Below are 25,071 nucleotides of genomic sequence, written 5' to 3' on the forward strand. Positions count from 1 at the left end.
CGATTTCAGGCATTTCGCCGTCGCAAACAGGCCGTTCTGTCGCCGGTGAGATAGGTGTGTCGTTTCCAGACTTCGTGTCAATTCGCTTGGAAAATGTTCACGCTTCGTGCTAATCGGAAACAAAGATCACAAAAAACCCGAGCGGGCCGAGGCAAGACATGCGAATTCTGGGCATTGATCCGGGGCTCAGGACCCTGGGATGGGGCGTCATCGAATCGAATGGCAGCCGCCTGAGCCATGTTGCCAACGGCTTGTGCAAGTCAGACGGGGACGATCTGGGCGAGCGATTGTTGTCGCTGCACAACCAGATCGTTGAGGTCATCGCCGAACATCAGCCTGATCAGGCGGCTATCGAACAGACCTTCGTCAACAAGGACGGGGCTGGAACGCTAAAGCTGGGTCAGGCGCGCGGAGTGGCTTTGTTGACACTGGCTCAGGCCGGATTGCCTGTGGGGGAGTATGCGCCCAACCGCGTCAAGAAAACGGTCGTGGGCGTAGGCCATGCCGAGAAGGAGCAGGTACTTCACATGGTCAAACTGCAATTGCCGGGCTGCCAGCCCAAAGGGGCGGATGCGGCGGATGCGCTGGCGATTGCCATCTGTCACTCGTATTACGGCGCTGCGCCACAGGCGCGGATGAAAGAGGTGCGGGCATGATTGGAAAACTGACAGGGCGGCTAGATTATCGCGCGGCAGATCACGTGCTGATCGATGTGCGTGGTGTTGGCTACATCGTCTACTGTTCGGATCGCACGATGGCGGCGCTGCCGGGCGCGGGAGAGGCAGTTTCGATCTACACTGACATGGTCGTGCGCGAAGACCTGATGCAGCTTTACGGCTTCCTGTCGCTGGTCGAGAAGGAATGGCATCGCCTGCTGTGCTCGGTGCAGGGGGTCGGCGCCAAGGTTTCGCTGGCCATTCTGTCGGCGCTGGGGCCCGATGGGGTCAGCCGAGCGATCGCTTTGGGCGACTGGGGCGCGGTTAAGGCCGCCAAAGGTGTTGGTCCGAAGACCGCGCAGCGCATTGTGCTGGACCTCAAGGACAAGGCGCCGGGCGTGATGGCCATAGGTGGCACCGTGACCGAGGCCATGGACGGGCCAGAGTTAGAGGTTGTAGAACTGACCGAACCAGCACCTGCTCCGAAGCGGGCGGTAAAACACTCTTCGGGGTCGGCGGCGGCCTCGGCAGGGGCGTTGTCGGCGCTGTCCAATCTGGGATATGGGCCGTCTGATGCGGCATCCGCCGTGGCCGAGGCAGCGGCCAGCCTGCCTGATGCGGGCGAGGCTGATCTGATCCGCGCGGCGCTGAAACTGCTAGCGCCGAAAAGCTGAGTGAAAGGGTGACTGAATGGTAGATGCTGATCCCACCCTGCGACCCGAGCCAATGCCCGAGGACAATGACCGTGCCCTGCGTCCGCAAGGTCTGGACGAATTCATCGGTCAAGCCGAGGCGCGCGCGAACCTACGTATCTTTATCCAATCCGCTCGCCAGCGTGGCGAGGCGATGGATCACACGTTGTTTCACGGCCCTCCGGGGCTGGGGAAAACCACGCTGGCGCAGATTATGGCGCGTGAGTTAGGGGTGAACTTTCGCATGACCTCGGGTCCTGTGCTGGCTAAGGCGGGGGATCTGGCCGCGATCCTGACCAACCTTGAATCGCGCGATGTGCTGTTCATCGACGAAATTCATCGCCTTAACCCGGCGGTCGAAGAAGTGCTGTATCCGGCGATGGAGGATTTTGAGCTGGACCTCGTGATCGGCGAAGGCCCTGCCGCGCGAACGGTTCGGATTGAATTGCAGCCGTTTACTCTGGTCGGAGCGACCACGCGGATGGGTCTGCTGACCACGCCTTTGCGTGACCGGTTCGGAATACCGACGCGGCTGCAGTTCTACACGGTCGATGAGTTGCACGAGATCGTCACTCGCAACGCGCGCAAGCTGGGCGCACCTGCAGATGACGATGGCGCGCGTGAGATTGCGCGCCGCTCACGCGGGACACCGCGGATCGCAGGGCGGTTGTTGCGCCGTGTCGTTGATTTCGCCATCGTCGAAGGCGACGGGCGGATCACCCGCGAACTGGCCGACGGGGCCTTGACGCGGCTGGGTGTGGATCATCTGGGATTGGACGGCGCGGACCGGCGTTATCTGAAGCTGATTGCCGAAAATTATGCTGGCGGGCCGGTGGGTATTGAAACCCTGTCGGCGGCGCTGTCGGAAAGCCGCGACTCGCTTGAAGAGGTGATTGAACCTTTCCTGTTGCAGCAGGGTTTGATCCAAAGGACCCCGCGTGGACGGATGCTGGCGCAAAAGGCGTGGACGCATTTGGGAATGGCTGCGCCGCGGGGACAAAACGATCTGTTTGGTTGAAGTACGCGCCGTTAGATTTTATGCCACCGGCGGCTGTATTGGACTAAGAAGAGGGGCAGGGCGTGACACCCGATCAAATCGAGGCGCTGTTTACGCGCGAAAGTGGTGAATTCCTGTTTGCCCGCTGGGGGCGTCCAATCGTGCCCATCGTCTTTGGCGTCGAGGATGAGACGCTGTCCACCGTCAAAGGCGCGTTCGAGGCCGTGGTGTCATTGGCCGGACACAAGATGGCCGAAACCGATCCGGAACTGGGCGCCAATTGTATGGTCTTCTTTTTCCGCGACTGGCAGGAGCTGTTGGAGGTTCCTGATCTGGATCGGTTGATCCCTGATCTGGCACCTTTGGTTGATCGGTTGATTGCGGCGGATGCCAACCAATACCGGGTGTTCCGGTTCGAAGACGATGGTGCGATACGCGCGGCTTTTGTTTTTCTGAGGATGGACAAGGAACTGTCTAAGGTTCCGGCGGAGACATTGGCGCTCAGCCAGGTGGTTCAAACCCTCTTGCTGTGGTCGGACACTGCGTTTCGGGAGCAATCCCCATTGGCTGTGGCTGGCGACACCACCGTTTTACGCCCTGACATCGCCGAGCTGATCCGGGCGGCCTATGATCCGATACTGCCAGGCGCGGCGCAAGATGCGTCGCATGCGCTCCGGCTGTTTGCGCGGTTGCAGGCACCGCAATAAGGGTCAGGCCGTTGGTTTGTCTGGCTGCTTAAAAGCGTCAATCAGATCATTGCCGGTTTCAAAAAACGCATCAGCGCCAACCAAGTTGGTAACACCATAGCGGTCCAGTTCTTTGCGGACGTCGGGTTCGACCAGCAAAAAGACCATCCGGATGCCTTTGGAATGCAACAAGGCGTGTAGATTACGTATGGTGTAGCCTGCGGTGAAATCCACATCGTCTACCGAAGAGGTTTCGATGCAGAACCAACGTAACTTTGGAGCAGTGGCATTGACGATCGCCGTGACCTCGTCTGACAGGCGTTGGGTGTTGGCGTAGTACAGGCTGTGGGAAAAGCGATAGATTACAAGGCCAGGTTCGAACTGGTTCGAAGTGGTAACGGGACTGGTGTGCCAACCTCCGTCGGGGCTTCGGACAATGACTGCGTTCTTTGGTCGATACCCACGACGCGTGTGGTCGATCAGCGACAGCACCATCGCAAAGATGATCCCTTGCTCAACCCCGACCAAAACAACCACCGCTGCCGTGGCAACCGCGATCCAGAATTCCGACCGCGCCTGCCGGTAAATGGCGGCAAGGCCCTTAAAGTCGATCAGCTTAACGCCGATCAGGAACACCACTGCAGACAGCGCGGCATTTGGTAAGAATGCAAGTGGGCCGGTCAGAAACAGGATCACCACCAGAACAATCGCAACCGTCGTCAGTTGCGCAATCTGACTGCGACCTCCGGCGCTGGCGACCATCTCGGTTTTGGTAGGGCTGCCGTTGACGACGAAGGTTCCGGTAAAGGCCGCGCCGAGATTGGCTAAGCCCAACCCGACCAGATCGGTGTTTTCGCTGAATTTGTCCTCGTAGCGGGCCGCGTAGGCGCGCGAGGTCGCGGCGCTTTGTGCTAGGATCACCACAAAGATGGACAGCGCAGTAGGGGTCAGTTGTTTGAACAGAGACCAGCTCCAATCCACGTCTGGGACGGACATTGCCGGCAGGCCGCCGGAAACGGCTCCCAGCACGGTTATGCCCGTGGAGCTGAACTGGAAGGTCCAGCTGCATAGAATGATGCCCAATATTGCGATCAAGGGGCCGGGTATTTTCGACGACAGCTGTTTGCACCCGAGGACGACAAGCAAAACGGACAGGGACACCGCGACTGTCGGCCAGTTGGTCTGGTCATAATGCTGTATGAGGTCGCGAAGTTTGGCGAGCGTTCCATGGCCTGATGCCTCGATCCCAAGCATTCCGGGTATCTCGCCAGTTGCCACTTGTATGCCCACGCCGGTTAGAAAGCCGACCAGTACGGTCCGCGAAAGAAAATCGGCCAGAAACCCAAGACCGATCAGGCGCGCGGCAATCAACAGCACTGCGGCCATCAACGCCAATAAAGAGGCCAGCGCCAGATATTCGGACGATCCCGACACTGCCATGCCCGCCAAAGCTGATGCGGTAATGGCCGCCGTGGCAGAATCTGCCCCGACCACCAGATGCCGCGACGACCCGAACAAGGCGAACAGCGCCATCGGGATGAGGATCGTGTACAGCCCCGTTACAACTGGGGTGCCTGCGATTTTGGTGTAGCCCATGACCTCGGGGATCGCGAGGCAAGCAAAGGTCAACCCGGCAAGAACCTCGGTTGGCACGGATGATCGGTTGATCGGCAGGATACCCTGCAGGATGGGAAGCGGGAATTTGCCCTCTTTTCGGTGCGAGCCGGTCATAGGATCACCCTTTAGATTCAAACCTCTATTCGGTCAGATTAGTTCGATACCAAGTACAGGGTGAAATAAATTTTGTAGCCCTGCAGGGATTGCGCGGCGGCCTGTATCCGTGTGAGTCATATCCTGCCCCGTTCCAAAAGATATCAACAGGATGGAATGCCAATATGACCGACCCGCAAAAACACATCTATCCGGTACGGGTCTATTACGAAGACACCGATATGGGGGGCGTGGTTTATCACGCGAATTACCTGAAATTCATCGAACGTGCCCGATCGGACTATGTCCGCGGTTTGGGTAATGACCAAAACGCCATGCGCGATGACGGGATCGTTTGGGTTATTCGGCGGATTGAAGCGGATTATTTGGCGCCGGCGAAGTTCGACGACGAACTGACCATCGAAACTCATTTCATCTCACGCTCGGGCGTTCGGCTTACGATGGGACAGCTGGTAAAACGCGGCGAGACCGAGATTTTCCGCGCCACCGTCACGGCAGTTTGCATGAACGCGCAGGGCAAACCGGTAAGGCTTCCGGCAGAGATTCGCGCATTGCTGTAACAAATTGCTGCGCCGGGGTGGTTCTGTTGGCTTTTCAGGACCATCTGGGTTAGCGTTTGGCAAAACAAGGCCAAACGAACGGCCGTCAGGCAAAACAAAGAGCAGGTTCATGGAAGCTGAAACGCTGGCGCTGGCGCAGGAGATCGATTTCTCCATGTGGGGGCTGTATGCCCGCGCGACCTTTATCGTCAAATTGGTGATGCTGATGCTGGTCGGTGCATCTATCTGGTCATGGGGCATCATCATTCAAAAGCTGATCAATTACCGCGCGGCACGGCGTGAAGCGCAGGTATTTGATGAAAGCTTCTGGTCGGGGAACCCGCTGGATGAGCTGTTCGAGCAGATCGGAACGCAGCCGGATGGCAGTTCGGAAAAGATATTTGCCGCCGGTATGATCGAATGGCGGCGGTCCCATCGCACCGATGGCGGGCTGATTGCCGGGGCTACCGCACGGATTGACCGATCCATGGACGTGGCCATCGCGAAAGAGGCCGAGACGTTGCAAAAGGGTCTGCCCATTCTGGCCACCGTCGGCTCGACCGCGCCGTTTATCGGCCTGTTCGGCACCGTTTGGGGCATCATGAACGCCTTTATCGAGATCGCCGAGCAGCAGAACACCAACCTTGCCGTTGTGGCGCCGGGTATCGCCGAGGCGCTGCTGGCCACGGGTCTGGGCCTGCTGGCTGCGATCCCTGCGGTGATTTTCTACAACAAGCTCAGCGCGGATAGTGACCGGATCGTCGGCGGGTACGAAGCCTTTGCCGATGAGTTTGCCACCATCCTGTCGCGGCAATTGGACAGCTGACGATGGGCGCGGCGGTTCAGCAAAACGGTGGCGGTAACGGACGCAGGCGTGGGCGGCGTCGCGGTCGGGCTCAACCGATGGCCGAAATCAATGTGACGCCCTTTGTGGATGTCATGCTGGTGTTGCTGATCATCTTCATGGTCGCAGCCCCATTGTTGACGGTTGGGGTGCCGGTGGACCTGCCCAAGACGGCAGCAAGCGCCTTGCCCGGAGACAACGAAGAACCGCTGACCGTGACGCTGACTTCAGATGGACGGGTGCAGATTCAAACTACGGACGTGGTGCGCGAAGAGTTGATTGGTAAACTACGCGCCATTGCGTCAGAACGCAGCAGTGATCGCGTGTTCCTGCGGGCTGATGGGGCAATTCCCTATGCGCAGGTCATGCAGGTCATGGGCGCGCTGAATGCGGGTGGGTTTTCCAATGTTGGCCTTGTGACCGATAGTGGCGGGCCGGCCCTGGACGAAGGTGGAGAGTGAGGCCGCGCGGTGGATACCGGCACCAAGATCTCGGCTGTTGCCCATGTCGTCTTGATTGGATGGGCTTTTTTCGGCGGTACGTTCCGGTCCGAACCCCTGCCTATGGCTGTGCAGGAGGTATCGGTGGTCTCGGTTGATCAGTTTGATGCGTTAACCGCACAGCGCACCCCGCCCGAAGTTCCTACGCCTGTCGCCCTGCAGCCCCCCGAAGTTCCAGACGAAGAGGTGACTCCGCCTGCGCCGGTTGAGGAAGAGCAGACTCCACCCGAGGTTGTGACCCCGCCGGAGCCCGAACCTGATATTGTTCCCGAGCCAGTCGAGGCCCCGCCGGAGCCCGAGGTGGTCGATGAAGCCCCGACTCTGGATCAACCCGAGCCAGTGACCGAAGTGCTGCCCGTACCTCCGGGCCCCGAGGCGCAACCGCGCCCCGCCGACAAGGTCGCGCCGGAACCTATCGCGCCTCCGCCACCCGAGGCACAGCCGGATGAAGTGGAAACGCCCGCCGTGTCGCTGGAGGAAGGTGCCGAGACGCAGCAGGAACAACAAGATCAGACCGCCCCGGAAGAGGCCACGGATGAGATCGTGACCGAGGCCGAGGAAACCAAAGAGAACGCTCCACGTACGTCTCCACGTCCACGAGTGCGGCCCAACCGGCCTGCGCCCCCGGCACAAACAGAAGTGGCTGAGGAGCAGGAACCGACCCCGCCAACGCAAGTTGACGAAAGCGCGGTTGAGGACGCCTTGGCAGAGGCTTTGCAAGAGAGCAGAGAGCCCTCTGGTCCTCCACTGACAAGCGGTGAGAAAGATGCAATGCGTTTGGCAGTGTCGCAGTGTTGGAATGTGGGATCGTTGTCCACGGATGCACTGCAAACGGTCGTGGTCGTGGGGTTCTCGCTGACCCCGGACGGCAAGGTTGTTGGCGGTACCCTGCGCATGATTGACAGTTCTGGCGGCACGGCAACGTCTGCAAAACAAGCCTATGAGGCTGCACGACGGGCAATTTTGCGCTGTGGAGCCAAAGGATACACCCTGCCTGCTGACAAATATGCGCAGTGGAAAGATATTGAGATTACATTCAATCCCGAGAGGATGCGGATCAAATGATGAGATTTCTGACCAGCCTGTTACTTGGCCTGACGATTTTGACGGCGCCGGCGAATGCTCAGGACGGACCGCTGCGTCTGGAACTGGATCAGGGGATCATCGAACCCTTGCCCTTTGCGGTGCCTAACTTCGTGCCCGATGGGCCAGCGGCGACGCAATATGCCAACGACATCTCTCGGGTTGTTGCGGCAGATCTGACCGGCACTGGGTTGTTTCGTGAAATCTCATCAGACGCTTTCATCAGCCGGGTCAGTAGTTTTGATGCGCCGGTTCAGTTTGCGGACTGGAAGGCCATTAACGCCGATGCGTTGGTGACTGGTGCCGTAAATGTTTCAGGCAACCGTTTGACTGTTCGTTTCAGAGTGTGGGATGTGTTTTCGGGTCAGGAACTGGGCAACGGCCTGCAATTTGCGGGCACCACCGAGGGCTGGCGGCGCATGGCGCATAAAGTGGCCGATCAGGTTTACAGCCGGATCACGGGCGAGGGTGGTTACTTTGACAGCCGCGTGGCCTTTGTGTCGGAAAGCGGGCCCAAGGATCAGCGTCTGAAACGTCTGGCGATCATGGACTATGACGGTGCCAATGTGCAGTACCTGACCGACAGCGCCGCTATCGTTCTGGCTCCGCGCTTTTCGCCGACGGGCGATCGGTTGCTCTATACCAGCTATGAAACCGGCCAGCCGCGCATCTATGTTCTGGACGTCGACCGCGTCAGACGGACCGAACTGAACACTCCGGGCGGCACAATGAGCTTTTCGCCACGCTTCTCACCCGATGGCCGGTCTATCGTGTATTCGCTGATTCAAGGAGGCAATACCGATCTGTGGAAGATGGATTTGGCTTCGGGCCAAAGCGTTCGTCTGACCAACACGCCTGCGATTGAAACCGCGCCCAGCTATTCGCCGGACGGTTCGCAGATCGTGTTTGAAAGCGACCGCTCGGGGACACCGCAGCTGTATATTATGCCTGCGAATGGAGGCGAGGCGACCCGGATCAGCTTTGGCCAGGGCCGTTACGGCACTCCGGTCTGGTCGCCGCGCGGTGATCTGATCGCGTTTACCAAGCAAAATAAGGGACGGTTCCATATCGGTGTTATGCGCACGGATGGGAGCGAGGAACGCTTACTGACATCATCCTTCCTTGATGAGGGGCCAACCTGGTCGCCCAATGGTCGGGTCATTATGTTTACCCGCGAAACGCAGGGCGCAAGTGGCCGTGCGACGCTGTATTCGGTGGACATTTCGGGGCGAAACCTGCGGCCGGTGCGTACTCCGGATGGAGGCAGCGACCCATCTTGGGGACCATTGCAGAATTGATCGGGGCAGGCGGTTGGAAAAGTTCACAAAAATCCTGCACTGTGGTACAGAGACGGCAACAAACCGATAAAACAACGAGGCACTTGAAATGAACGTATTGGGCAAAGTCCTGGCTTTGGGCGCGCTGAGTGTAATCGCCGCCTGTACCAACAACGATCCATCAGCTCTGGGTGGCGGTTTTGGCAGTGGCGCCAATGGAGCCATTGCGCCGGGCTCGCCCAGCGACCCACGCTCACCCGCCTATTTCCAGCAAACTGTCGGAGACCGGGTGTTGTTCTCGGTCGATCAGTCGACACTGACACCGCAGGCGCAGACAGTCTTGCAAGGGCAGGCCGATTGGCTTCTGGCCAATCCGGATTTCGTTGCCACCATCGAAGGGCACGCGGATGAGCAGGGCACACGGGAATACAACCTTGCTTTGGGCGCGCGCCGGGCTAATGCGGCCCGCGAGTACCTGATCTCGCGCGGGGTGGCAGGCAATCGCCTGACGACCGTCAGCTACGGCAAGGAACGCCCGATTGAGATTTGCAGCACCGAGGATTGCTATTCCAAAAACCGCCGCGCGGTTACGGTGCTGACCGGTTCAACCTTGGGGTAATACGATGAGACTTGCAGGATGGGTTCTGGCCGCGGCCATGGCGACCGCTGGTGTGGCGCAAGCGCAGGATCAGCAGACTCTGGCGGATATTCGTCAAGAACTAACGGTGCTGCACGTGGAGATTCAACGCCTGAAGCGTGAGTTTTCGACGACCGGGTCACCGGCTCCGAACCTGTCCGGCAGCTCTATTCTGGAACGGGTTGATGCGATTGAGGCCGAATTGCAGCGCCTGACACGGCAGACTGAACAGCTGAATCAGCGGGTTCAGAACATTGTCACCGATGGCACTAACCGGATTGGTGACCTTGAGTTTCGCCTGGTAGAATTGGAAGGCGGCGATCTGAGCACGCTAGGTGAAACCTCGACCCTGGGCGGTGATACAGGCGCTACGACCGGTCCTGTAGCGCCCATATCACCAGCGACCCCCTCGGTCATCGAACAGGGCGAACTGGCAATTGGCGAACAATCCGATTTCGAAGCTGCTGCACTTGCGCTGGCCGAGGGTGATTTTCAGGCCGCAGCGGAGCAGTTTGCGCAGTTCGACACTTCATACCCCGGGAGCCCGCTTGCACCCGAAGCACATCTGAAACGCGGGCAGGCGCTGGAAGGCTTGGGCGATACGCGCGAGGCCGCGCGTGCATTTCTGGCCAGCTTTACCGGCGATTCCGAGGGCGCGTTTGCTCCCGAGGCCCTCTTTGAGCTGGGGGCTGCATTGGGCCGTCTGGGCCAGACTGAACAGGCTTGTATTACCCTGCTAGAGGTTGGCGTACGCTTTCCGGCCTCGGCTACAGTATCCGCAGCGACACAGGAAATGGCGTCGCTGGGCTGTTCTTGACCGATCAAGCCAAAACGCTTCGATCCGAACTCCGCGCGCGGCTGCCTGACAAGCTGCCGTCGCGTCTGGGTATCGCTGTGTCTGGTGGCGGGGATTCAGTCGCGCTGATGCATCTATTGCATGAAATCGCGCAGGACGAGCAGGTCAATCTGTTTGCAGCGACAGTGGATCATGGTTTGCGCCCCGAGTCGGCAGCCGAGGCCACTTGCGTGGCCGAACAGGTCGCAGGTTTAAATATCCCTCATGAAGCTCTGCTGTGGCAGGGTTGGGATGGCGTCGGCAACCTGCAAGATCAGGCCCGTCAAGCGCGATACCGGTTGTTGACTAATTGGGCGATTCGCAATGACATCCCTGCGATCGCCTTGGGTCACACCGCAGACGATCAGGCAGAAACAGTTCTGATGCGGCTGGGGCGGGCGGCTGGGGTTACTGGCCTGTCAGGCATGCCCTACGCACGGGATCGGGACGGTGTGGTGCTGTTGCGTCCGATGCTGGGAATCATCCGGCAATCCTTGCGAGACTACCTGTCGGGGATCGGTGCCAACTGGGTCGAGGATCCGTCGAATCACGACCTGAAATTCGATCGGATCAAGGCGCGCGAGGCGATGGCAGGGTTGGAACCACTGGGAATTTCTGCGCAGTCGCTGTCGCGCGTCGCCGAAAATCTTGCACAAGCGCGTGAAGCATTAGCGCGATTTACGCAGGAATCCGCACGCCGTGTTGCAGAAGTGGATGGTGGGGATATTTGCGTCGACCGCGGCGGTTTTGAGTTACTTCCGGTCGAGATTCAACGGCGGCTTGTCATTGGAATCACTGCGTGGATTGCGGGGCCGGGCTATCCGCCACGTAGGTCACCGGTGGAACAAGCTCTGGCGGCAGTTCGGGACGGGCAGGCGCTGACTCTGGCGGGCTGTCTGTTGATCCCACAAGGCGATAAAATGTGGTTTTGCAGAGAGCTAAACGCCGTGGCGGCGGAAGTCGCAGCGCCGCAAGAAGCCTGGGACAACCGCTGGGTTCTATCCGGCCCCCGAAATTCCGGCGCTGAAGTGCGTGCACTTGGTGAGGCTGGTTTGCCTCAGGTGCCAGACTGGCGGGCTTTGGGCAAACCCCGCAAGGCGCTTTTGTCTTCGCCTGCCGTTTGGCTCGGGGAAAATCTGCTCGCGGCGCCTCTGGTTGACTATTCCAATGATTGGACGGTCGAATTAGCCCCACAAAGGCCCGAGTTTTACTCTTCGCTTTTATCGCATTGAACCTGCTTGAATCATCTCTATTTTATAGTGCAAGCCGGCAGACCCCCACCTGCCGATATCTTTTGGGAGATTTTCCTTGGGCAACGCTCGTAACATCGCCTTCTGGGTCGTTCTGTTTCTGTTGATCCTTGCACTGTTTAATTTCTTCAGTGGTCAGGGCGGAACACTTCAGAGCAACGAAAGAACTTATTCCGATTTTGTCACCGCTGTTCAAAGTGGCGAAGTCAAAAATGTGACGCTGGATGGCGAACAAATTCGTTATTCCACGCAAAGTGGTGCGACCTATGTCACCATCAAACCCGGCGATGCCGAGGTCACCAAGCTGCTGATCGAAGAGAACATCCCTGTTCAGGCGGTGAAACAGCAGCAATCCGGATTTCAGTCCTTTCTGATCACGCTGCTGCCCTTCCTGCTGCTAATCGGTGTCTGGATTTACTTCATGAACCGGATGCAGGGTGGCGGCAAAGGTGGCGCGATGGGCTTTGGTAAGTCCAAAGCCAAGATGCTGACCGAAAAGCATGGTCGTGTAACGTTTGACGACGTAGCAGGCATCGACGAAGCCAAGGAAGAGCTGGAAGAGATCGTGGAATTCCTGCGTAACCCGCAGAAGTTTTCTCGCCTTGGCGGTAAGATTCCAAAAGGCGCGCTGTTGGTTGGCCCTCCGGGCACCGGTAAAACCTTGCTGGCCCGTGCAATTGCGGGTGAGGCGGGCGTGCCATTTTTCACCATTTCTGGATCGGATTTTGTTGAGATGTTCGTTGGCGTCGGTGCAAGCCGTGTGCGCGATATGTTCGAACAGGCCAAGAAAAACGCGCCTTGTATCGTGTTTATCGACGAGATCGACGCTGTGGGTCGCCATCGTGGTGCCGGTTATGGCGGCGGTAACGACGAACGCGAACAGACCCTCAACCAGTTGCTGGTCGAGATGGACGGGTTCGAGGCCAACGAAGGTGTGATCATTCTGGCGGCGACCAACCGTAAGGATGTTTTGGACCCTGCGTTGCTGCGTCCAGGCCGGTTCGACCGCAACGTGACCGTCGGCAACCCTGACATTAAAGGCCGTGAGAAAATTCTGGGCGTGCATGCGCGCAAGACACCTCTGGGCCCCGATGTCGATCTGCGCATCATCGCACGTGGTACGCCGGGCTTCTCGGGTGCTGATCTGGCGAACCTTGTGAACGAGGCCGCGTTGATGGCCGCACGCGTGGGCCGTCGCTTTGTCACCATGGAAGACTTTGAGAACGCCAAGGACAAGGTAATGATGGGGGCCGAGCGCCGCTCGATGGTGTTGACGCAAGACCAGAAGGAAAAAACAGCCTATCACGAGTCAGGCCACGCCGTTGTTGGGATGACCCTGCCGCTGTGCGACCCGGTCTACAAAGCGACGATCATTCCGCGTGGCGGTGCATTGGGGATGGTTGTCAGCCTGCCCGAGATGGATCAGCTGAACTATCACCGGGATGAGTGTGAGCAGAAACTGGCCATGACGATGGCGGGTAAGGCTGCCGAAGTCATTAAATATGGTGAAGATCACGTCTCGAACGGACCGGCTGGTGACATCATGCAGGCCAGTCAGTTGGCGCGCGCCATGGTGATGCGCTGGGGCATGTCCGACAAGGTCGGCAACATCGACTATGCCGAGGCGCATGAAGGCTACTCGGGCAATACCGCCGGTTTCTCGGTTTCGGCCCACACCAAAGAACTGATCGAGGAAGAGGTCAAGCGCTTGATCCAGCAGGGTTATGAGCGTGCGCACAGTATCCTGACCGAGAAAAACGAGGAATGGGAGCGTCTGGCGCAAGGTCTTCTGGAATATGAGACCCTGACCGGGGACGAGATCAAACGCGTCATGAACGGTGAATCACCTACCGAAGGTGATGACGATGGCGACAAGCCCGATGAGGGCAGCGCGCCAAGCGTGACGGCGATCCCGAAGACCAAGGTCAAAAAATCTCCGCCTGATGGCGGGATGGAGCCGGAACCTTCGGCTTAAGAGCATCAGACCCGGGAATTGTCCCGGGTCTTTTTTTGCCTGTCCATTCAAAGTGAATTGTCATTTAGTGCGACCTGAAGACTAGCTTTGAAAAGGAACGGTAATGCCTGTCCTGCGCGAAACTGAATACAAGGGTAGGGTGGTCTGGCTGGGCCATGTTCCTGCTGGGGACACTATTCGTGCCAATTCCGTGGACACGCTTGATCTGGCATTCTCGGGTGATCGGGGCGCGCGGCATGAAGGCGTGAACCGAAAATCATGCGTTCGGGTCAGGAACCTTTACCCGGAGGGCACGGAAATCCGCAATGTCCGTCAATTGTCGGTGCTTTCAACCGAAGAAATCGAAGCGACAGCGCTAGAGATGGGACTGGACCGGTTAGACCCGTCTTTTCTGGGGGCCAGCATCGTGCTGAGAGGCATCCCGGATTTCACCCATATCCCACCATCCTCGCGTTTGCAGTCTGCCGGGGGCGTTACCATCACGGTTGATATGGAGAATCGCCCTTGTGTGTTCCCGGGCCGCGAGATTGAGGCGGACTTGCCCGGCTATGGCACAGCATTCAAACCGGCCGCGAAGGGTCGGCGGGGTGTCACCGCTTGGGTAGAGCGACCGGGTGAACTAAAGCTGGGAGACCAAGTGACATTATTTGTGCCAGATCAGCGGGACTGGACACCATAAGCGACGTCGGTTTCCAATTCGGTACGACAGAATACTCCAACGCCGTTTCGCGGCACAAATATGTCGGAATCTATAGCCATCTTTTCGGTACACAACGGTATGGATTGCACAGCACTGGCGCACCGCGCCGGTTTTGCATGGCATTCAATCAGGGACCCTGCCCAATGAGCTATAAATCCGACATCGAAATCGCCCGCGAAGCGAACAAGAAGCCGATTCAGGAAATCGGTGCGAAGATCGGCATCGACTCCGCCGATCTGCTGCCCTACGGCCATGACAAGGCGAAGGTCAGCCAGGACTTCATCAACTCGGTTCAGGACCGTGAAGATGGCAAGCTGATCCTTGTCACCGCGATCAACCCAACCCCTGCGGGTGAAGGAAAGACAACCACCACCGTGGGTCTGGGCGACGGTCTGAACCGCATCGGCAAGAACGCGATGATCTGTATCCGCGAAGCTTCGCTTGGCCCGAACTTCGGTATGAAGGGCGGCGCAGCAGGTGGCGGTTACGCGCAGGTTGTTCCGATGGAGGAAATGAACCTGCACTTCACCGGTGACTTCCACGCCATCACCTCGGCCCACTCGCTGCTGTCGGCGATGATCGACAACCACATTTATTGGGGCAACGAGCAGGAAATCGACACCCGCCGTGTCGCGTGGCGTCGTGTGGTCGATATGAACGACCGGGCCCTGCGTCAGATCACCGCCAGCTTGGGCGGCGTATCGAACGGCTTCCCGCGTGAAGCAGGCTTTGACATCACCGTGGCCTCGGAAGTTATGGCGATCCTGTGTCTGGCAAACGACCTGAAGGATCTGGAAAAGCGTCTGGGCGACATCATCGTAGCTTACCGCCGCGACAAAACTCCAGTCTATTGCCGCGACATCAAAGCCGAAGGCGCAATGACGGTTCTGCTGAAAGACGCAATGCAGCCGAACCTGGTGCAGACGCTGGAAAACAACCCGGCATTTGTACACGGCGGCCCCTTCGCGAACATCGCGCACGGCTGTAACTCGGTCATCGCGACCAAGACCGCTCTGAAAGTGGCTGACTATGTTGTCACTGAAGCCGGTTTCGGTGCTGACCTGGGTGCCGAGAAGTTCATGAACATCAAATGCCGCAAGGCAGGTATCGCGCCGTCGGCTGTTGTACTGGTTGCCACCGTGCGTGCGATGAAAATGAACGGCGGCGTGGCCAAGGCTGACTTGGGTGCGGAAAATGTCGACGCTGTGAAGTCAGGTTGCGCCAACCTGGGTCGTCACATCGAAAACGTCAAATCCTTTGGTGTGCCCGTTGTTGTCGCCATCAACCACTTCGTCACCGATACCGATGACGAAGTTCAGGCGGTTAAAGACTACTGTGGAGAACACGGCGTCGAAGCGATCCTGTCGCGTCACTGGGAACTGGGTTCGGATGGCTCTGCGCCGCTGGCCGAGAAAGTTGTGGAAATCGTCGAAAACGGTGCCGCAAACTTCTCGCCGATCTACCCCGACGAAATGCCGCTGTTCGAGAAGATCGAAACCATCGCCAAGCGCATCTATCGTGCGGACGAGGTTCTGGCCGACAACAAGATCCGCAACCAACTGCGCGAGTGGGAAGAAGCGGGTTATGGCAACCTGCCGGTCTGCATGGCGAAAACCCAGTATTCGTTCTCGACCGATCCGACCCTGCGCGGCGCGCCCACCGGCCACTCTGTTCCGGTGCGTGAGGTTCGCCTGTCCGCCGGTGCTGGTTTCATCGTGGTTGTCTGCGGTGAGATCATGACCATGCCCGGTCTGCCGCGCAAACCGGCTGCGGAAACCATCTGCCTCAATGACGCAGGTGAGATCGAGGGCTTGTTCTAAGCGCCCGAATGATACATCTCGTGGACCGGGGGGTTCCCCGGTCCACAGGAGATTAATATGCCCACTCTGATTCCGCCGCAGGACTGCCATTCGATGCGGGAATTGCGGCCTCAGATCGACAAGCTGGACCGCCAACTGATTGACATGTTGGTGACACGCGCGACCTATATCGATCGTGCGTCTCAGCTGAAACCCGGCGAGGGGTTACCCGCCCGCATCCCGGAACGTGTCGAAGATGTGGTGCAGCGTGTGCGCAGAAGTTCCGACGAGTTGGGAATGGATCCTGATCTTGCCGAAAAACTCTGGCGCATCTTGATTGATTGGTCGATTGCCCGCGAAGAACGCGTGCTCGGCCCTGACTGAAGACCCGGGCGCTTTGTGCGCCCGATCCGTTTTTGAAAGAAGGGATCCAAGGATGGTAGCTCAGGTTATCGACGGTAAGGCCTTTGCCGCAAAAGTACGCGGACAGGTGGCAGATCAGGTCGCAAAGCTGAAAGAAGAAAACGGCATTACCCCCGGTCTCGCCGTGGTTCTGGTGGGCGAAGATCCGGCCAGCCAGGTCTATGTGCGGTCCAAGGGAAAGATGACCGTCGAGGTCGGCATGAACTCGTACGAGCACAAACTGGATGTCGACACATCCGAAGAAGATCTGCTGGCGTTGATCGACAAGTTGAACAACGACCCAGCCGTGCATGGTATTCTGGTGCAGTTGCCGCTGCCCAAGCACCTGAACGAAGATCTGGTGATCAACTCGATTGACCCGGCCAAGGACGTTGACGGTTTCCACATCTCGAACGTGGGTCTGCTGGGCACCGGGCAGAAGTCGATGGTGCCGTGCACTCCGCTGGGCTGTCTGATGATGCTGCGCGACTATCACGGATCGCTCTCGGGTATGGATGCGGTGGTGATTGGTCGCTCGAACATCGTGGGCAAACCGATGGCGCAATTGCTGCTGGGTGACAGCTGCACCGTGACCATCGCGCATTCGCGCACGAAAGACCTGCCTGATGTTGTCCGCCGCGCCGACATCGTTGTCGCAGCTGTTGGCCGCCCTGAAATGGTGCCGGGCGATTGGATCAAGGAAGGTGCGACCGTGATTGATGTGGGCATCAACCGGATCGAACGTGACGGCAAGAACAAGTTGGTCGGTGACGTCGATTACGCCAGCGCGGCCGAACGCGCAGGGGCAATTACACCGGTGCCCGGTGGCGTGGGGCCAATGACCATCGCCTGCCTGCTGGCCAACACACTGACCGCCTGCTGTCGCGCAAATGGTCTGCCAGAGCCCGAAGGCCTGACCGCCTGATCTTGGGTAAAATTATACTGAACGATTGGGCCAAGGGATTAAACGTTCTTTGGCCCGATTGCTTTCTAAAGCTTGAATTAAGTTTTCGACACCGGGTTTGAATGTCGGTGCATTCAATGATAAACAAGTCTTTCCAGCTGGTTACGGGGAAATGGTAAAAGCCACGTAACGTTGGGTTGGGTCCTGTTGGCTTGTTAGTTGAGTGTTTATGACCGCAAAGGCAAATATAATTTTCGCCGAACTCACGTTACGCCGAGTAATTGCTGGCGTTGCTTTCCCGCCATTGCTCGCCAGTGCGTTTCAACCATTTCCGGACATTTATCTGGCCTATGCTCAGCGGCTGTTTTTTTGGATCGGAGTTATGGGATTGGCTCTAGGTGTGACCTGGATCGCCAGACATGTGACGCAGAAATATTTTGCCCAAGCGCATTTCAGCTGGCGCGATATTGCTCTGGTTTTGGTCATACTGACGCTGTTTGTGCCGTCCTTGTGGTTCATGTCATACCTGCTGTTCACCGTCGGAGGACACCAGGCACCGAACTTTCTGGCCGTGGCGCCATACGGTGCTTTGTTCGCAACCGGTTTGGTTTTTGTGCGCGGACACAGTCAGGACTATGAGCAGGAACAGTATCAAGTCGTCCTCCCATCGCCACGTCTAGCCAAGCGTTTGCCGGATACGTTTTCTGGTCAGGTCTATCGCCTGACTGGCCGAAATCACGCGGTTGATGTGGTGACGTCAGAAGGAACTTTCACCATCCGATCCCGTCTGACCGATGCGATTGCCGAGATGGAGCCGATAGCTGGCCACAGTACGCACCGGTCTCATTGGGTGGCAGACCACGCCGTAGCCGGAGTTGAAAAGGAAGGCGGCAAAACCTTCTTGCGCCTGAAGAACGCCGATCTGGTTCCGATCAGTCGAAAATACAAACCAGGGCTAGAGCAGGACGGAATTATTTGAACCGTCTCACCTAGGCATTGGGATGATACGAGGCTGAGGCCCTGTAAGGATAGCCATGGCCTGATCGCCCATTAACGTGTCCAGTATGTAATCCGAACTGCGCAGACCGCCGGTATACGCGCCGTAGGCTGGCAGGATCAGCCGTGTCTGATCCAGCAGAAAGGCAGGGCGTGTGATCGATCGGCCCCGTGCGTTCAGACGTGCTTTGGGGTGGTAGTGGCCGGACACCTCGGCACTGGCCGAGGTGCGCGCGATATGGCGGAAGGTCATTGGTCCGATTTGACATTCGGACAGATGCGTGCCGCCCAGATCAATCGGGCCGGGGTCGTGGTTGCCTTCGATCCAGATCCATCGCCGACCGGCTTGAAGGGCCGTGATATCACGCTGTTCGGCCGTTTCCAGCGCGACCGAAGCTTCCAGATCGTCGAAACTGTCGCCCAGGCATATAACGGTGGCCGGGTTGGTTCTGGCGATATCCGCAGCCAGCCGGGTCAGGGTTTCTTGACTGTCATAAGGGGGCAAGGTCGGGCCACCCCTGCGCGCAATGCGCTCGGACTTGCCCAGATGCAGGTCGGAAACGCAGAGTATTTGCTGATCCGGCCACCACAAGGCCCCCGATCCCAATGCCCTCAGGGCCTGGCCTGCAAAAGAAAACTCCAATTCGTTCATGATCCGTTCTTTGCGCGTTTCACCCGCCGGCGCAAGCAATATCAGTCGGGCGTTAACCCTGCGGCCTGCATTAGACGCGCGCTTTCCTCGGCCAGCAACCGTTCCTCAGCCGCGCCTTTGACCGGGACCTTGCCAACCTCAAGGAACAAGGGGGCGGCAAGGGGTGACACGCGATCCAACCGCAGTAGATCAATCCGATCTCCAATCCGGGCGATCATCGCCTCGATCCGCCCGAAATCGACCAACCCGCGCATGGCCTCCTCGCGAGTGATCTGCATCAGCAGGTGATCCGGGTCGTATTTCTGCAAGGTGTCATAGAGGATATCCGAGGAAAATGTCGCCTGACGCCCGCTTTTGCGTTGACCGTCGGTGTTCCGTTCGATCAGCCCGGCGATAGTAGCCGAGGCACGAAAGGTTCTTTTCATCACGGCATTTCCGGCCAGCCAGGTTTCAAGCCCGTCTCGCAAAGCATCCAGTTGAAACAGAGGACGCGGGTCGGTCACCGCGTCCAGACCCCAGATCAGCGTGGCATAATCGGTGGCAACGAAGCCCAGTGGGGCGAGGCCGGTTTCCTCCATCCGTTTGGTCAGCAACAGCCCCAGCGTTTGCTGCGCGTTCCGTCCGGCGAAACCATAGACACACAGGTTCTCGCGCCCATCATTCGGAAAGCTCTCGATAAGCAGCCGGTCGCGTTGGGGCAGGCGGGACATGTCGCGCTGCAAGACCAACCAGTCGGCGGTATGTTCGGGCAGCTGCGGCCAGTCAGGTTGGTCAAACATCCGCAGAATCCGATCGCTCAGCTGCGTTGATGTGGCGAATTTCGTGCCTGAGAAGGTGGCGATCTTGGGCTTGCGATCGGCGCGTCGACTGACTTCGACCACCATCTCGCGTAGGCCCTCATAGCGGACAATCTGCCCGCCAATTAGAAACGTGTCACCGGGTGTCAGCGAGGCGGCAAAGGCCTCTTCTACTTCACCCAGTGGCTTGCCGCCGCGATTGCGTTTCAGTCGAACCTTCAGCGTATCAGTGTCCTGAATGGTACCAAGATTCATACGGATGCGCTGCGCCGCTCGGGGGTCGCGTAGTTGCCAAAGCCCGTCCGGGCGCTGTTGCAGGCGTTGCCACCGGTCATAGGCGCGTAGGGCGTAACCTCCAGTCGCGCAGAACTCCAAACAGGTGTCGAATTCGTTTCGGGTCAGTTGAGCATAGGGTCCAGCTGCGGTCATCTCACCGAATAGCATATCCGCATCGAACGGGCCTGCTGCCGCCGCTATCAGTATGTGTTGGCACAACACATCGCGGGGGCCGGGGCCGCGTGGCTCACCGTCCAGATCATGCGCTTTGGCGGCCTCAAGCGCAGCGACGCATTCCACCACCTCGAACCGGTTTGCAGGCACCAGCAGGGCCTTTGAGGGCGCGTTATAGCGGTGGTTCGCGCGCCCGATCCGCTGCACCAGTCGCTTGACGTTTTTGGGCGCACCGATCTGTATCACCAGATCAACGTCGCCCCAGTCGATGCCTAAGTCCAGGCTACCCGTGCACACGATAGCGCGCAGATCACCCCGGACCATGGCGGCTTCGACCCGTTCGCGTTGCTGGCGGTCCAAGCTGCCGTGATGAATGCCAATGGGCAGACCGTCATCGTTGGCCAGCCAGAGGTTGTGAAAGAAGATCTCGGCTTGCGCACGGGTGTTGTGGAAGATCAGCGTGGTCTTGTGTTGTTTGATCTGTTCAAGCACTGCCGGGATCGAATAAGCTGCGCCGCCGCCAGACCAAGGTGGTATTTCCTGCGTTTCCAGCATTCGGATGTCGGGATCAGGCCCGGGATCGGCCTGCACGATCTGACAAGGATCCGGGTGTCGGGCCAAAAAGCGCGCGATGGCCTCGGGGTCCTCGACCGTGGCCGACAGCCCGACCCGGCGCAGGTTTGGGCACAGGGTTTGCAGCCGCGCCAAGGCCAGCATCAGTTGATCGCCGCGCTTGCTTTCTGCCAAAGCATGGATTTCATCGACAATCACCCGCTGCACACCTGCAAACATTCGCGGTGCGTCCCCGTACGAGGTCAGCAGAGCCAGGCTTTCAGGAGTGGTCAGCAGAATATGCGGAGGGTCAACACGCTGCCGCTTTTTCTGCGTCGCCGAGGTGTCACCGGTGCGGTCCTCGATCCGGATAGGTAGGCCAATCTCATCCGCCGGCCCGCGCAGATTGCGACGAATATCGGCAGCCAGCGCCTTGAGCGGAGAGACATAGATTGTGTGCAGACCCTCATGGGCGCCATCTGCCAGCTCGGCCAGAGTTGGCAGAAAACCGGCCATGGTCTTGCCGCCCCCGGTGGGCGCGATCAACAGAGTGGCTGGGTCCGAAGCCCGGTTGAACATGTACTGTTGATGGGGGTGGATGGACCAGCCATTGGAGGCAAACCAAGCTGTGATCCGGGCGGGAATCTGCGTCATACGCGCAGATTACCCGGCCCTTTGCCGAAATGGCACGTCGTTATTTGACGATGGTCTCGTCCTTGACGAACATGTTGGACCACGCTCGGTCGATCAGGTCGGGGCTCATCTGATAAGGGATGCCCTCAAACTCGCAGATCGAAATCATCTGGTCGATCAGGAAGATCGGCTGATAGTTGGCGTATATATTGTTGATGGTCGGATATTTGACCTTCAGCAGATGCACCAAGGCGGCCTCGTCCAGCGGCATGCCGCGTTTGCGGGCGACCATGGCAAAGATTTTCAGGAAGTTTTCCTGGTTCGGACCGTCGATCTTGATCTTGAAGAAAATCCGGCGCAGGGCCGCTTGGTCGAAGATTTCGTTCGGGTGGAAGTTGGTCGAGAAGATGACCAGCGTGTCGAAGGGAACTTCGAATTTTTCACCCGATTGCAGACCAAGGATATCCTTGCTCTCTTCCAGCGGAACAATCCAGCGGTTGATCAGGGCCTGCGGGGGTTCTTGCTGACGGCCAAGGTCGTCCACGATGAAGATGCCACCGGTCGATTTCAGCTGCAAAGGTGCCTGATAGGTCCGCGCTGTGGGGTTATAAACAAGGTCCAGCATGCTGAGCGACAATTCACCGCCCGTCACCACGGTCGGGCGCTCACATTGCACATAGCGCGTGTCGAACCGTTTGCGGCGGCGAAGGCTGTTAGGGTCGTCGGGCTCCTGCTCAATCGCGGTGTGCACGATTGGGTCATAAACCGTGATCACCTGCCCGGCATATTCGATGGCAAAGGGCACATAAACATTGTCGCCCAGAGCATCCCGAATCCCGTTCGAAATCGAGGATTTACCGTTGCCCGGAGGGCCATACATCAGAACCGAGCGTCCTGCGCTGACTGCGGGCCCCAATTGATCCAACAGGCTGTCTGGCAGAACCAGATGGCCCATTGCGCCGACCAACTGGTCGCGGGTTACCTGAATGTTCCGGATCGACTGGCGTTTCACCTGCTCTCGATAAACGTCCAGCGGCACGGGCATGGCGCCGAAATATTCCGACTGGCTCAGCGCGTCCAGCGCGCGGGCTTTACCTGCATCGGTCAACTGATAGCCCATCTCGTTGCCGCTGTTGGCATTAAGGGTACCGGTGGCCTCGATCAGCTTTTGCTCGCGGGCCATGTCGATCAGTTCCTGCGTGACGGAACCCGGCAGACAGATCGCTGCGGCGATCTCGGACACGGTGTCCACGTTCTTACGAAAGATCGTTTTCAACATGATGTCGCGCATCATGACGATGGGTAGCCTCATTTCCCCCAATCCCTTTGGGGCAGGGGGGGCCATTACCGAGGTTGTCTGCATATTCATGAGCGTCGCCCGTCTATCCAGTTTTCGCGCCAATGGCCCCAAAAAGGGCCGCTTATGGGAAATCTGGCCCGGCTTTGTGGCAGTACCAAGGCGGGGACAAGGCGGGTTAATGATAGTTTACGAGCCGTAAACAGTGCCTAGAATCAAATAAATGGCCAAGCTGCCGCCCAAGGGCAGCCCCATCGGAAAATGCTTGGTTCTGTTCCAGCTTTCCCAATTCGGCGCAACTTTGCGTAACGCGGTGTGCATGGCAAGTCGATGCGTGACAAATGCTGCAAGCGAGGTGGACGCCAGAATAAGCATGACCAACACAAGATCCCCGGTCCAGACAAAGGGCGAGGCCGCGGCCATAAACTTGGCATCTCCTGCGCCCAAAACGCCGGCAGCGTTAAACAGAATGCCCAGGATCAGAACGATTACGATATGCAGCAAGTGCCAGACATAAGGCGGTAGTGTGATTGAGAGCGACCACGCCGAAAGCGAGGTCCACTCGGTCGACCACGGAGGCAGGACAAACAGCCCTACAACGAAGAAAACCAAAGCCAACGCAGCAACGGCATGATTCTTGATCAGCATGTCCCGCAAGTCCGTAAACGCGACGTAAAAACAAATCGGCAAGACAAACGGAAGGAACCACAGCGCAGCAAACGCGGGAATATTCATCTATCAGGCATCCTCAAGCGCGCGGAGCGAGCGGACGGCTTCGTCATAGTGCTGAGGGTGGGTTGCAATGGCTTCGCGGAACAGGTTCTTGGCTGTTGACACATCCCCTTGCTTAACCGCAGAAATTCCCATTGTGTTCAGCAGCCTGGCGCGTTCCACCTGTGTCATGGGTACAACCGGCATGCTGTAATTCCCTTGCGCGGCCCGGGCGAGAACCAGATTGTTCTTGGCTGTGAACAGGGATTGGTCCTGACGGATTGCTTCGGTGAACAGGCGCTCGGCTTCGGCAAATTGGCCGCGTGTCAGCTTGGAGTATCCCCAGTTGTTCATGACGCCACCGGGACGTGTAGTCAGGCCCACCGCTGTTTCATAAAAGTGGTCCGCGCGTTTCCAATCTTGTTTGGAGTCGGCAACCAAGGCTTCAAGACGATACCGCTTGAAGGTTTCGTGCGTGGGCGGAATGGAATCCAGAACCGATTTGGCCGGTCCCCAGTCTCCGGCACGGACAAGCGCGTCAGCATATTCGAGCTTGTCGACGTTTCCAGCGCCTTTCATCGTCGTCACCTTCTTCCAGGCGGAGACGGCTTCGGTCGTTCGTTTGGCGCGAGACAAGGAAATCGCGAGCCCCCGCTGCAGGTCGATCCGACCTGGATTTTTGGCGGCTGCGCCCTGGAAATAGGTTACCGCCTCATTCGGATCCGCGGCGGTCAGCAGGACCTCGTTCAGGTTGGTCTCGTCAATGACGTTGACCTCCTGATGGGTGCGCTCGACCTTTTCTTCTTCGGTTTCTTTTTCGCAGGCCGACAGGATCAGCCCGCACATTACGATTGGCGCAATCAAGAATTGTTGGCGCATTTTTGCGTCCCTTACTGCTCGTGCCTGTTTTACGGGAGCTTGCGCAGCTTAAATTGCCCGTCGCCTTGCTGCTCCAACGTATATTTTTGTTCTTCTGCCGTAGTATTAACAGGATTTTCCATTTTTGCGAGCGCTAAGCGCAGATTGTCCCGGATTGCGTCACTTTCGCCATTGTCTAGCGCAAAGGCGCGCTTGAATACTTGTGCGGCCTCGGGATATTCGCCCATTTCGATTAGCACCACGCCTAGATTGTTCCAAGCAACTGGCCAGTCAGGATTGTCCTTGACGGCTCGGCGCAGCAGCGTTTCGGCCTGTCCCAGACGCCTGAGCCCCAGATTGGCCGTGCCCATCGCCGTCAGGATTTGCGTCGTCATCCCCTGATCCAGCGCGGCGCGGGCAAAAGAATCCAGTGCAAGTTCATATTCTCCGGCGGCCATCAAACGGTTTCCGACCGTAATTTCGTCCACACCCTGACCTTTCGGGTCAATTCCTGGGACGTCCAGATGATCGGTCGAGCCCGTCTCAGTGCAAGAGGCCACCATGGCGATCACCATGGCGGCCTTTAGCATGTAGCGTATACCGTGCTGGATACGCCTG

25 protein-coding genes are annotated in these 25,071 nt (G+C 58.2%); 18 read left to right on the forward strand and 7 right to left on the reverse strand.

What is annotated here, in order from left to right:
* Nucleotides 1-158: 158 nt before the first annotated feature.
* From ruvC to ACR0DT_RS09005, 4 genes are all read left to right on the forward strand, one after another.
* Nucleotides 159-656 (forward strand): crossover junction endodeoxyribonuclease RuvC, encoded by a 498-nt coding sequence (ruvC, locus tag ACR0DT_RS08990; RefSeq protein WP_480710398.1) that lies wholly within the window; start codon nt 159-161, stop codon nt 654-656.
* Nucleotides 653-1,330 (forward strand): Holliday junction branch migration protein RuvA, encoded by a 678-nt coding sequence (gene ruvA, locus ACR0DT_RS08995; RefSeq protein ID WP_480710399.1) that lies wholly within the window; start codon nt 653-655, stop codon nt 1,328-1,330. The genes ruvC and ruvA overlap by 4 nt, the downstream gene beginning before the upstream one ends.
* Before the next feature lie 16 nt (nt 1,331-1,346).
* Nucleotides 1,347-2,366 (forward strand): Holliday junction branch migration DNA helicase RuvB, encoded by a 1,020-nt coding sequence (gene ruvB / locus ACR0DT_RS09000; protein ID WP_480710400.1) that lies wholly within the window; start codon nt 1,347-1,349, stop codon nt 2,364-2,366.
* Between the two features lie 62 nt (nt 2,367-2,428).
* Nucleotides 2,429-3,052 carry a hypothetical protein gene (locus ACR0DT_RS09005; protein WP_480710401.1) on the forward strand — a complete coding sequence of 208 codons (624 nt, stop codon included), beginning with the start codon at nt 2,429-2,431 and terminating at the stop codon, nt 3,050-3,052.
* Nucleotides 3,053-3,055: 3 nt separating this feature from the next.
* Here the strand turns inward: ACR0DT_RS09005 and ACR0DT_RS09010 are convergent, their stop codons facing one another.
* Nucleotides 3,056-4,762 carry a SulP family inorganic anion transporter gene (locus ACR0DT_RS09010; protein ID WP_480710402.1) on the reverse strand — a complete coding sequence of 569 codons (1,707 nt, stop codon included), beginning with the start codon at nt 4,760-4,762 and terminating at the stop codon, nt 3,056-3,058.
* Nucleotides 4,763-4,926: 164 nt separating this feature from the next.
* Here ACR0DT_RS09010 and ybgC point away from each other — a divergent pair, with 164 nt between their 5' ends.
* The 14 genes from ybgC to ACR0DT_RS09080 all read left to right on the forward strand — a co-directional run bounded on the left by ybgC (nt 4,927) and on the right by ACR0DT_RS09080 (nt 18,486).
* Nucleotides 4,927-5,322: a tol-pal system-associated acyl-CoA thioesterase gene (gene ybgC, locus ACR0DT_RS09015; RefSeq protein ID WP_480710403.1), complete on the forward strand. Its 396-nt coding sequence runs from the start codon at nt 4,927-4,929 to the stop codon at nt 5,320-5,322.
* Between the two features lie 109 nt (nt 5,323-5,431).
* Nucleotides 5,432-6,127, forward strand: coding sequence for a protein TolQ (tolQ, locus tag ACR0DT_RS09020; protein WP_480710404.1), 696 nt, complete (start codon nt 5,432-5,434; stop codon nt 6,125-6,127).
* Between the two features lie 2 nt (nt 6,128-6,129).
* A complete protein-coding gene (gene tolR, locus ACR0DT_RS09025) occupies nt 6,130-6,606 on the forward strand; it encodes a protein TolR (protein WP_480710405.1) in 477 nt (158 codons plus the stop codon).
* 9 nt (nt 6,607-6,615) lie between these two features.
* A complete protein-coding gene (locus ACR0DT_RS09030; protein WP_480710406.1) occupies nt 6,616-7,710 on the forward strand; it encodes an energy transducer TonB in 1,095 nt (364 codons plus the stop codon).
* On the forward strand, nt 7,707-9,026 hold the full coding sequence (tolB, locus tag ACR0DT_RS09035) for a Tol-Pal system beta propeller repeat protein TolB (protein ID WP_480710407.1): 1,320 nt from the start codon (nt 7,707-7,709) through the stop codon (nt 9,024-9,026). Before ACR0DT_RS09030 ends, tolB begins: the two co-directional genes overlap by 4 nt.
* Before the next feature lie 88 nt (nt 9,027-9,114).
* Nucleotides 9,115-9,624 carry a peptidoglycan-associated lipoprotein Pal gene (gene pal / locus ACR0DT_RS09040; protein WP_480710408.1) on the forward strand — a complete coding sequence of 170 codons (510 nt, stop codon included), beginning with the start codon at nt 9,115-9,117 and terminating at the stop codon, nt 9,622-9,624.
* A gap of 4 nt (nt 9,625-9,628) precedes the next feature.
* A complete protein-coding gene (ybgF, locus tag ACR0DT_RS09045; RefSeq protein WP_480710409.1) occupies nt 9,629-10,459 on the forward strand; it encodes a tol-pal system protein YbgF in 831 nt (276 codons plus the stop codon).
* Nucleotides 10,456-11,709: a tRNA lysidine(34) synthetase TilS gene (gene tilS / locus ACR0DT_RS09050; protein WP_480710410.1), complete on the forward strand. Its 1,254-nt coding sequence runs from the start codon at nt 10,456-10,458 to the stop codon at nt 11,707-11,709. The genes ybgF and tilS overlap by 4 nt, the downstream gene beginning before the upstream one ends.
* Before the next feature lie 76 nt (nt 11,710-11,785).
* On the forward strand, nt 11,786-13,702 hold the full coding sequence (ftsH, locus tag ACR0DT_RS09055; protein WP_480710411.1) for an ATP-dependent zinc metalloprotease FtsH: 1,917 nt from the start codon (nt 11,786-11,788) through the stop codon (nt 13,700-13,702).
* A gap of 103 nt (nt 13,703-13,805) precedes the next feature.
* Nucleotides 13,806-14,381, forward strand: coding sequence for an MOSC domain-containing protein (locus ACR0DT_RS09060; protein ID WP_480710412.1), 576 nt, complete (start codon nt 13,806-13,808; stop codon nt 14,379-14,381).
* Nucleotides 14,382-14,545: 164 nt separating this feature from the next.
* Entirely contained in the window at nt 14,546-16,222 is a 1,677-nt protein-coding gene (locus tag ACR0DT_RS09065; protein ID WP_480710413.1) for a formate--tetrahydrofolate ligase, read from the forward strand.
* 57 nt (nt 16,223-16,279) lie between these two features.
* Nucleotides 16,280-16,585 carry a chorismate mutase gene (locus ACR0DT_RS09070; RefSeq protein WP_480710414.1) on the forward strand — a complete coding sequence of 102 codons (306 nt, stop codon included), beginning with the start codon at nt 16,280-16,282 and terminating at the stop codon, nt 16,583-16,585.
* A gap of 52 nt (nt 16,586-16,637) precedes the next feature.
* A complete protein-coding gene (folD, locus tag ACR0DT_RS09075) occupies nt 16,638-17,528 on the forward strand; it encodes a bifunctional methylenetetrahydrofolate dehydrogenase/methenyltetrahydrofolate cyclohydrolase FolD (protein WP_480710415.1) in 891 nt (296 codons plus the stop codon).
* A 361-nt stretch (nt 17,529-17,889) separates the two neighbouring features.
* Nucleotides 17,890-18,486 carry a LytTR family DNA-binding domain-containing protein gene (locus ACR0DT_RS09080; RefSeq protein ID WP_480710416.1) on the forward strand — a complete coding sequence of 199 codons (597 nt, stop codon included), beginning with the start codon at nt 17,890-17,892 and terminating at the stop codon, nt 18,484-18,486.
* 6 nt (nt 18,487-18,492) lie between these two features.
* Here the strand turns inward: ACR0DT_RS09080 and pdeM are convergent, their stop codons facing one another.
* From pdeM to ACR0DT_RS09110, 6 genes are all read right to left on the reverse strand, one after another.
* Entirely contained in the window at nt 18,493-19,155 is a 663-nt protein-coding gene (pdeM, locus tag ACR0DT_RS09085) for a ligase-associated DNA damage response endonuclease PdeM (RefSeq protein WP_480710417.1), read from the reverse strand.
* Between the two features lie 41 nt (nt 19,156-19,196).
* Nucleotides 19,197-21,608 carry a ligase-associated DNA damage response DEXH box helicase gene (locus ACR0DT_RS09090; RefSeq protein ID WP_480710418.1) on the reverse strand — a complete coding sequence of 804 codons (2,412 nt, stop codon included), beginning with the start codon at nt 21,606-21,608 and terminating at the stop codon, nt 19,197-19,199.
* Between the two features lie 40 nt (nt 21,609-21,648).
* Nucleotides 21,649-22,956 (reverse strand): P-loop NTPase family protein, encoded by a 1,308-nt coding sequence (locus tag ACR0DT_RS09095; RefSeq protein ID WP_480710419.1) that lies wholly within the window; start codon nt 22,954-22,956, stop codon nt 21,649-21,651.
* A gap of 117 nt (nt 22,957-23,073) precedes the next feature.
* The gene (locus ACR0DT_RS09100) at nt 23,074-23,619 is read right to left on the reverse strand and encodes a prepilin peptidase (RefSeq protein WP_480710420.1); all 546 of its coding nucleotides are present in this window, start codon (nt 23,617-23,619) and stop codon (nt 23,074-23,076) included.
* A 3-nt stretch (nt 23,620-23,622) separates the two neighbouring features.
* The gene (locus ACR0DT_RS09105) at nt 23,623-24,474 is read right to left on the reverse strand and encodes a tetratricopeptide repeat protein (RefSeq protein ID WP_480710421.1); all 852 of its coding nucleotides are present in this window, start codon (nt 24,472-24,474) and stop codon (nt 23,623-23,625) included.
* A 29-nt stretch (nt 24,475-24,503) separates the two neighbouring features.
* The gene (locus tag ACR0DT_RS09110; RefSeq protein WP_480710422.1) at nt 24,504-25,043 is read right to left on the reverse strand and encodes a tetratricopeptide repeat protein; all 540 of its coding nucleotides are present in this window, start codon (nt 25,041-25,043) and stop codon (nt 24,504-24,506) included.
* Nucleotides 25,044-25,071: the final 28 nt, after the last annotated feature.

This window comes from Ruegeria sp. BI11, from assembly GCF_056538005.1.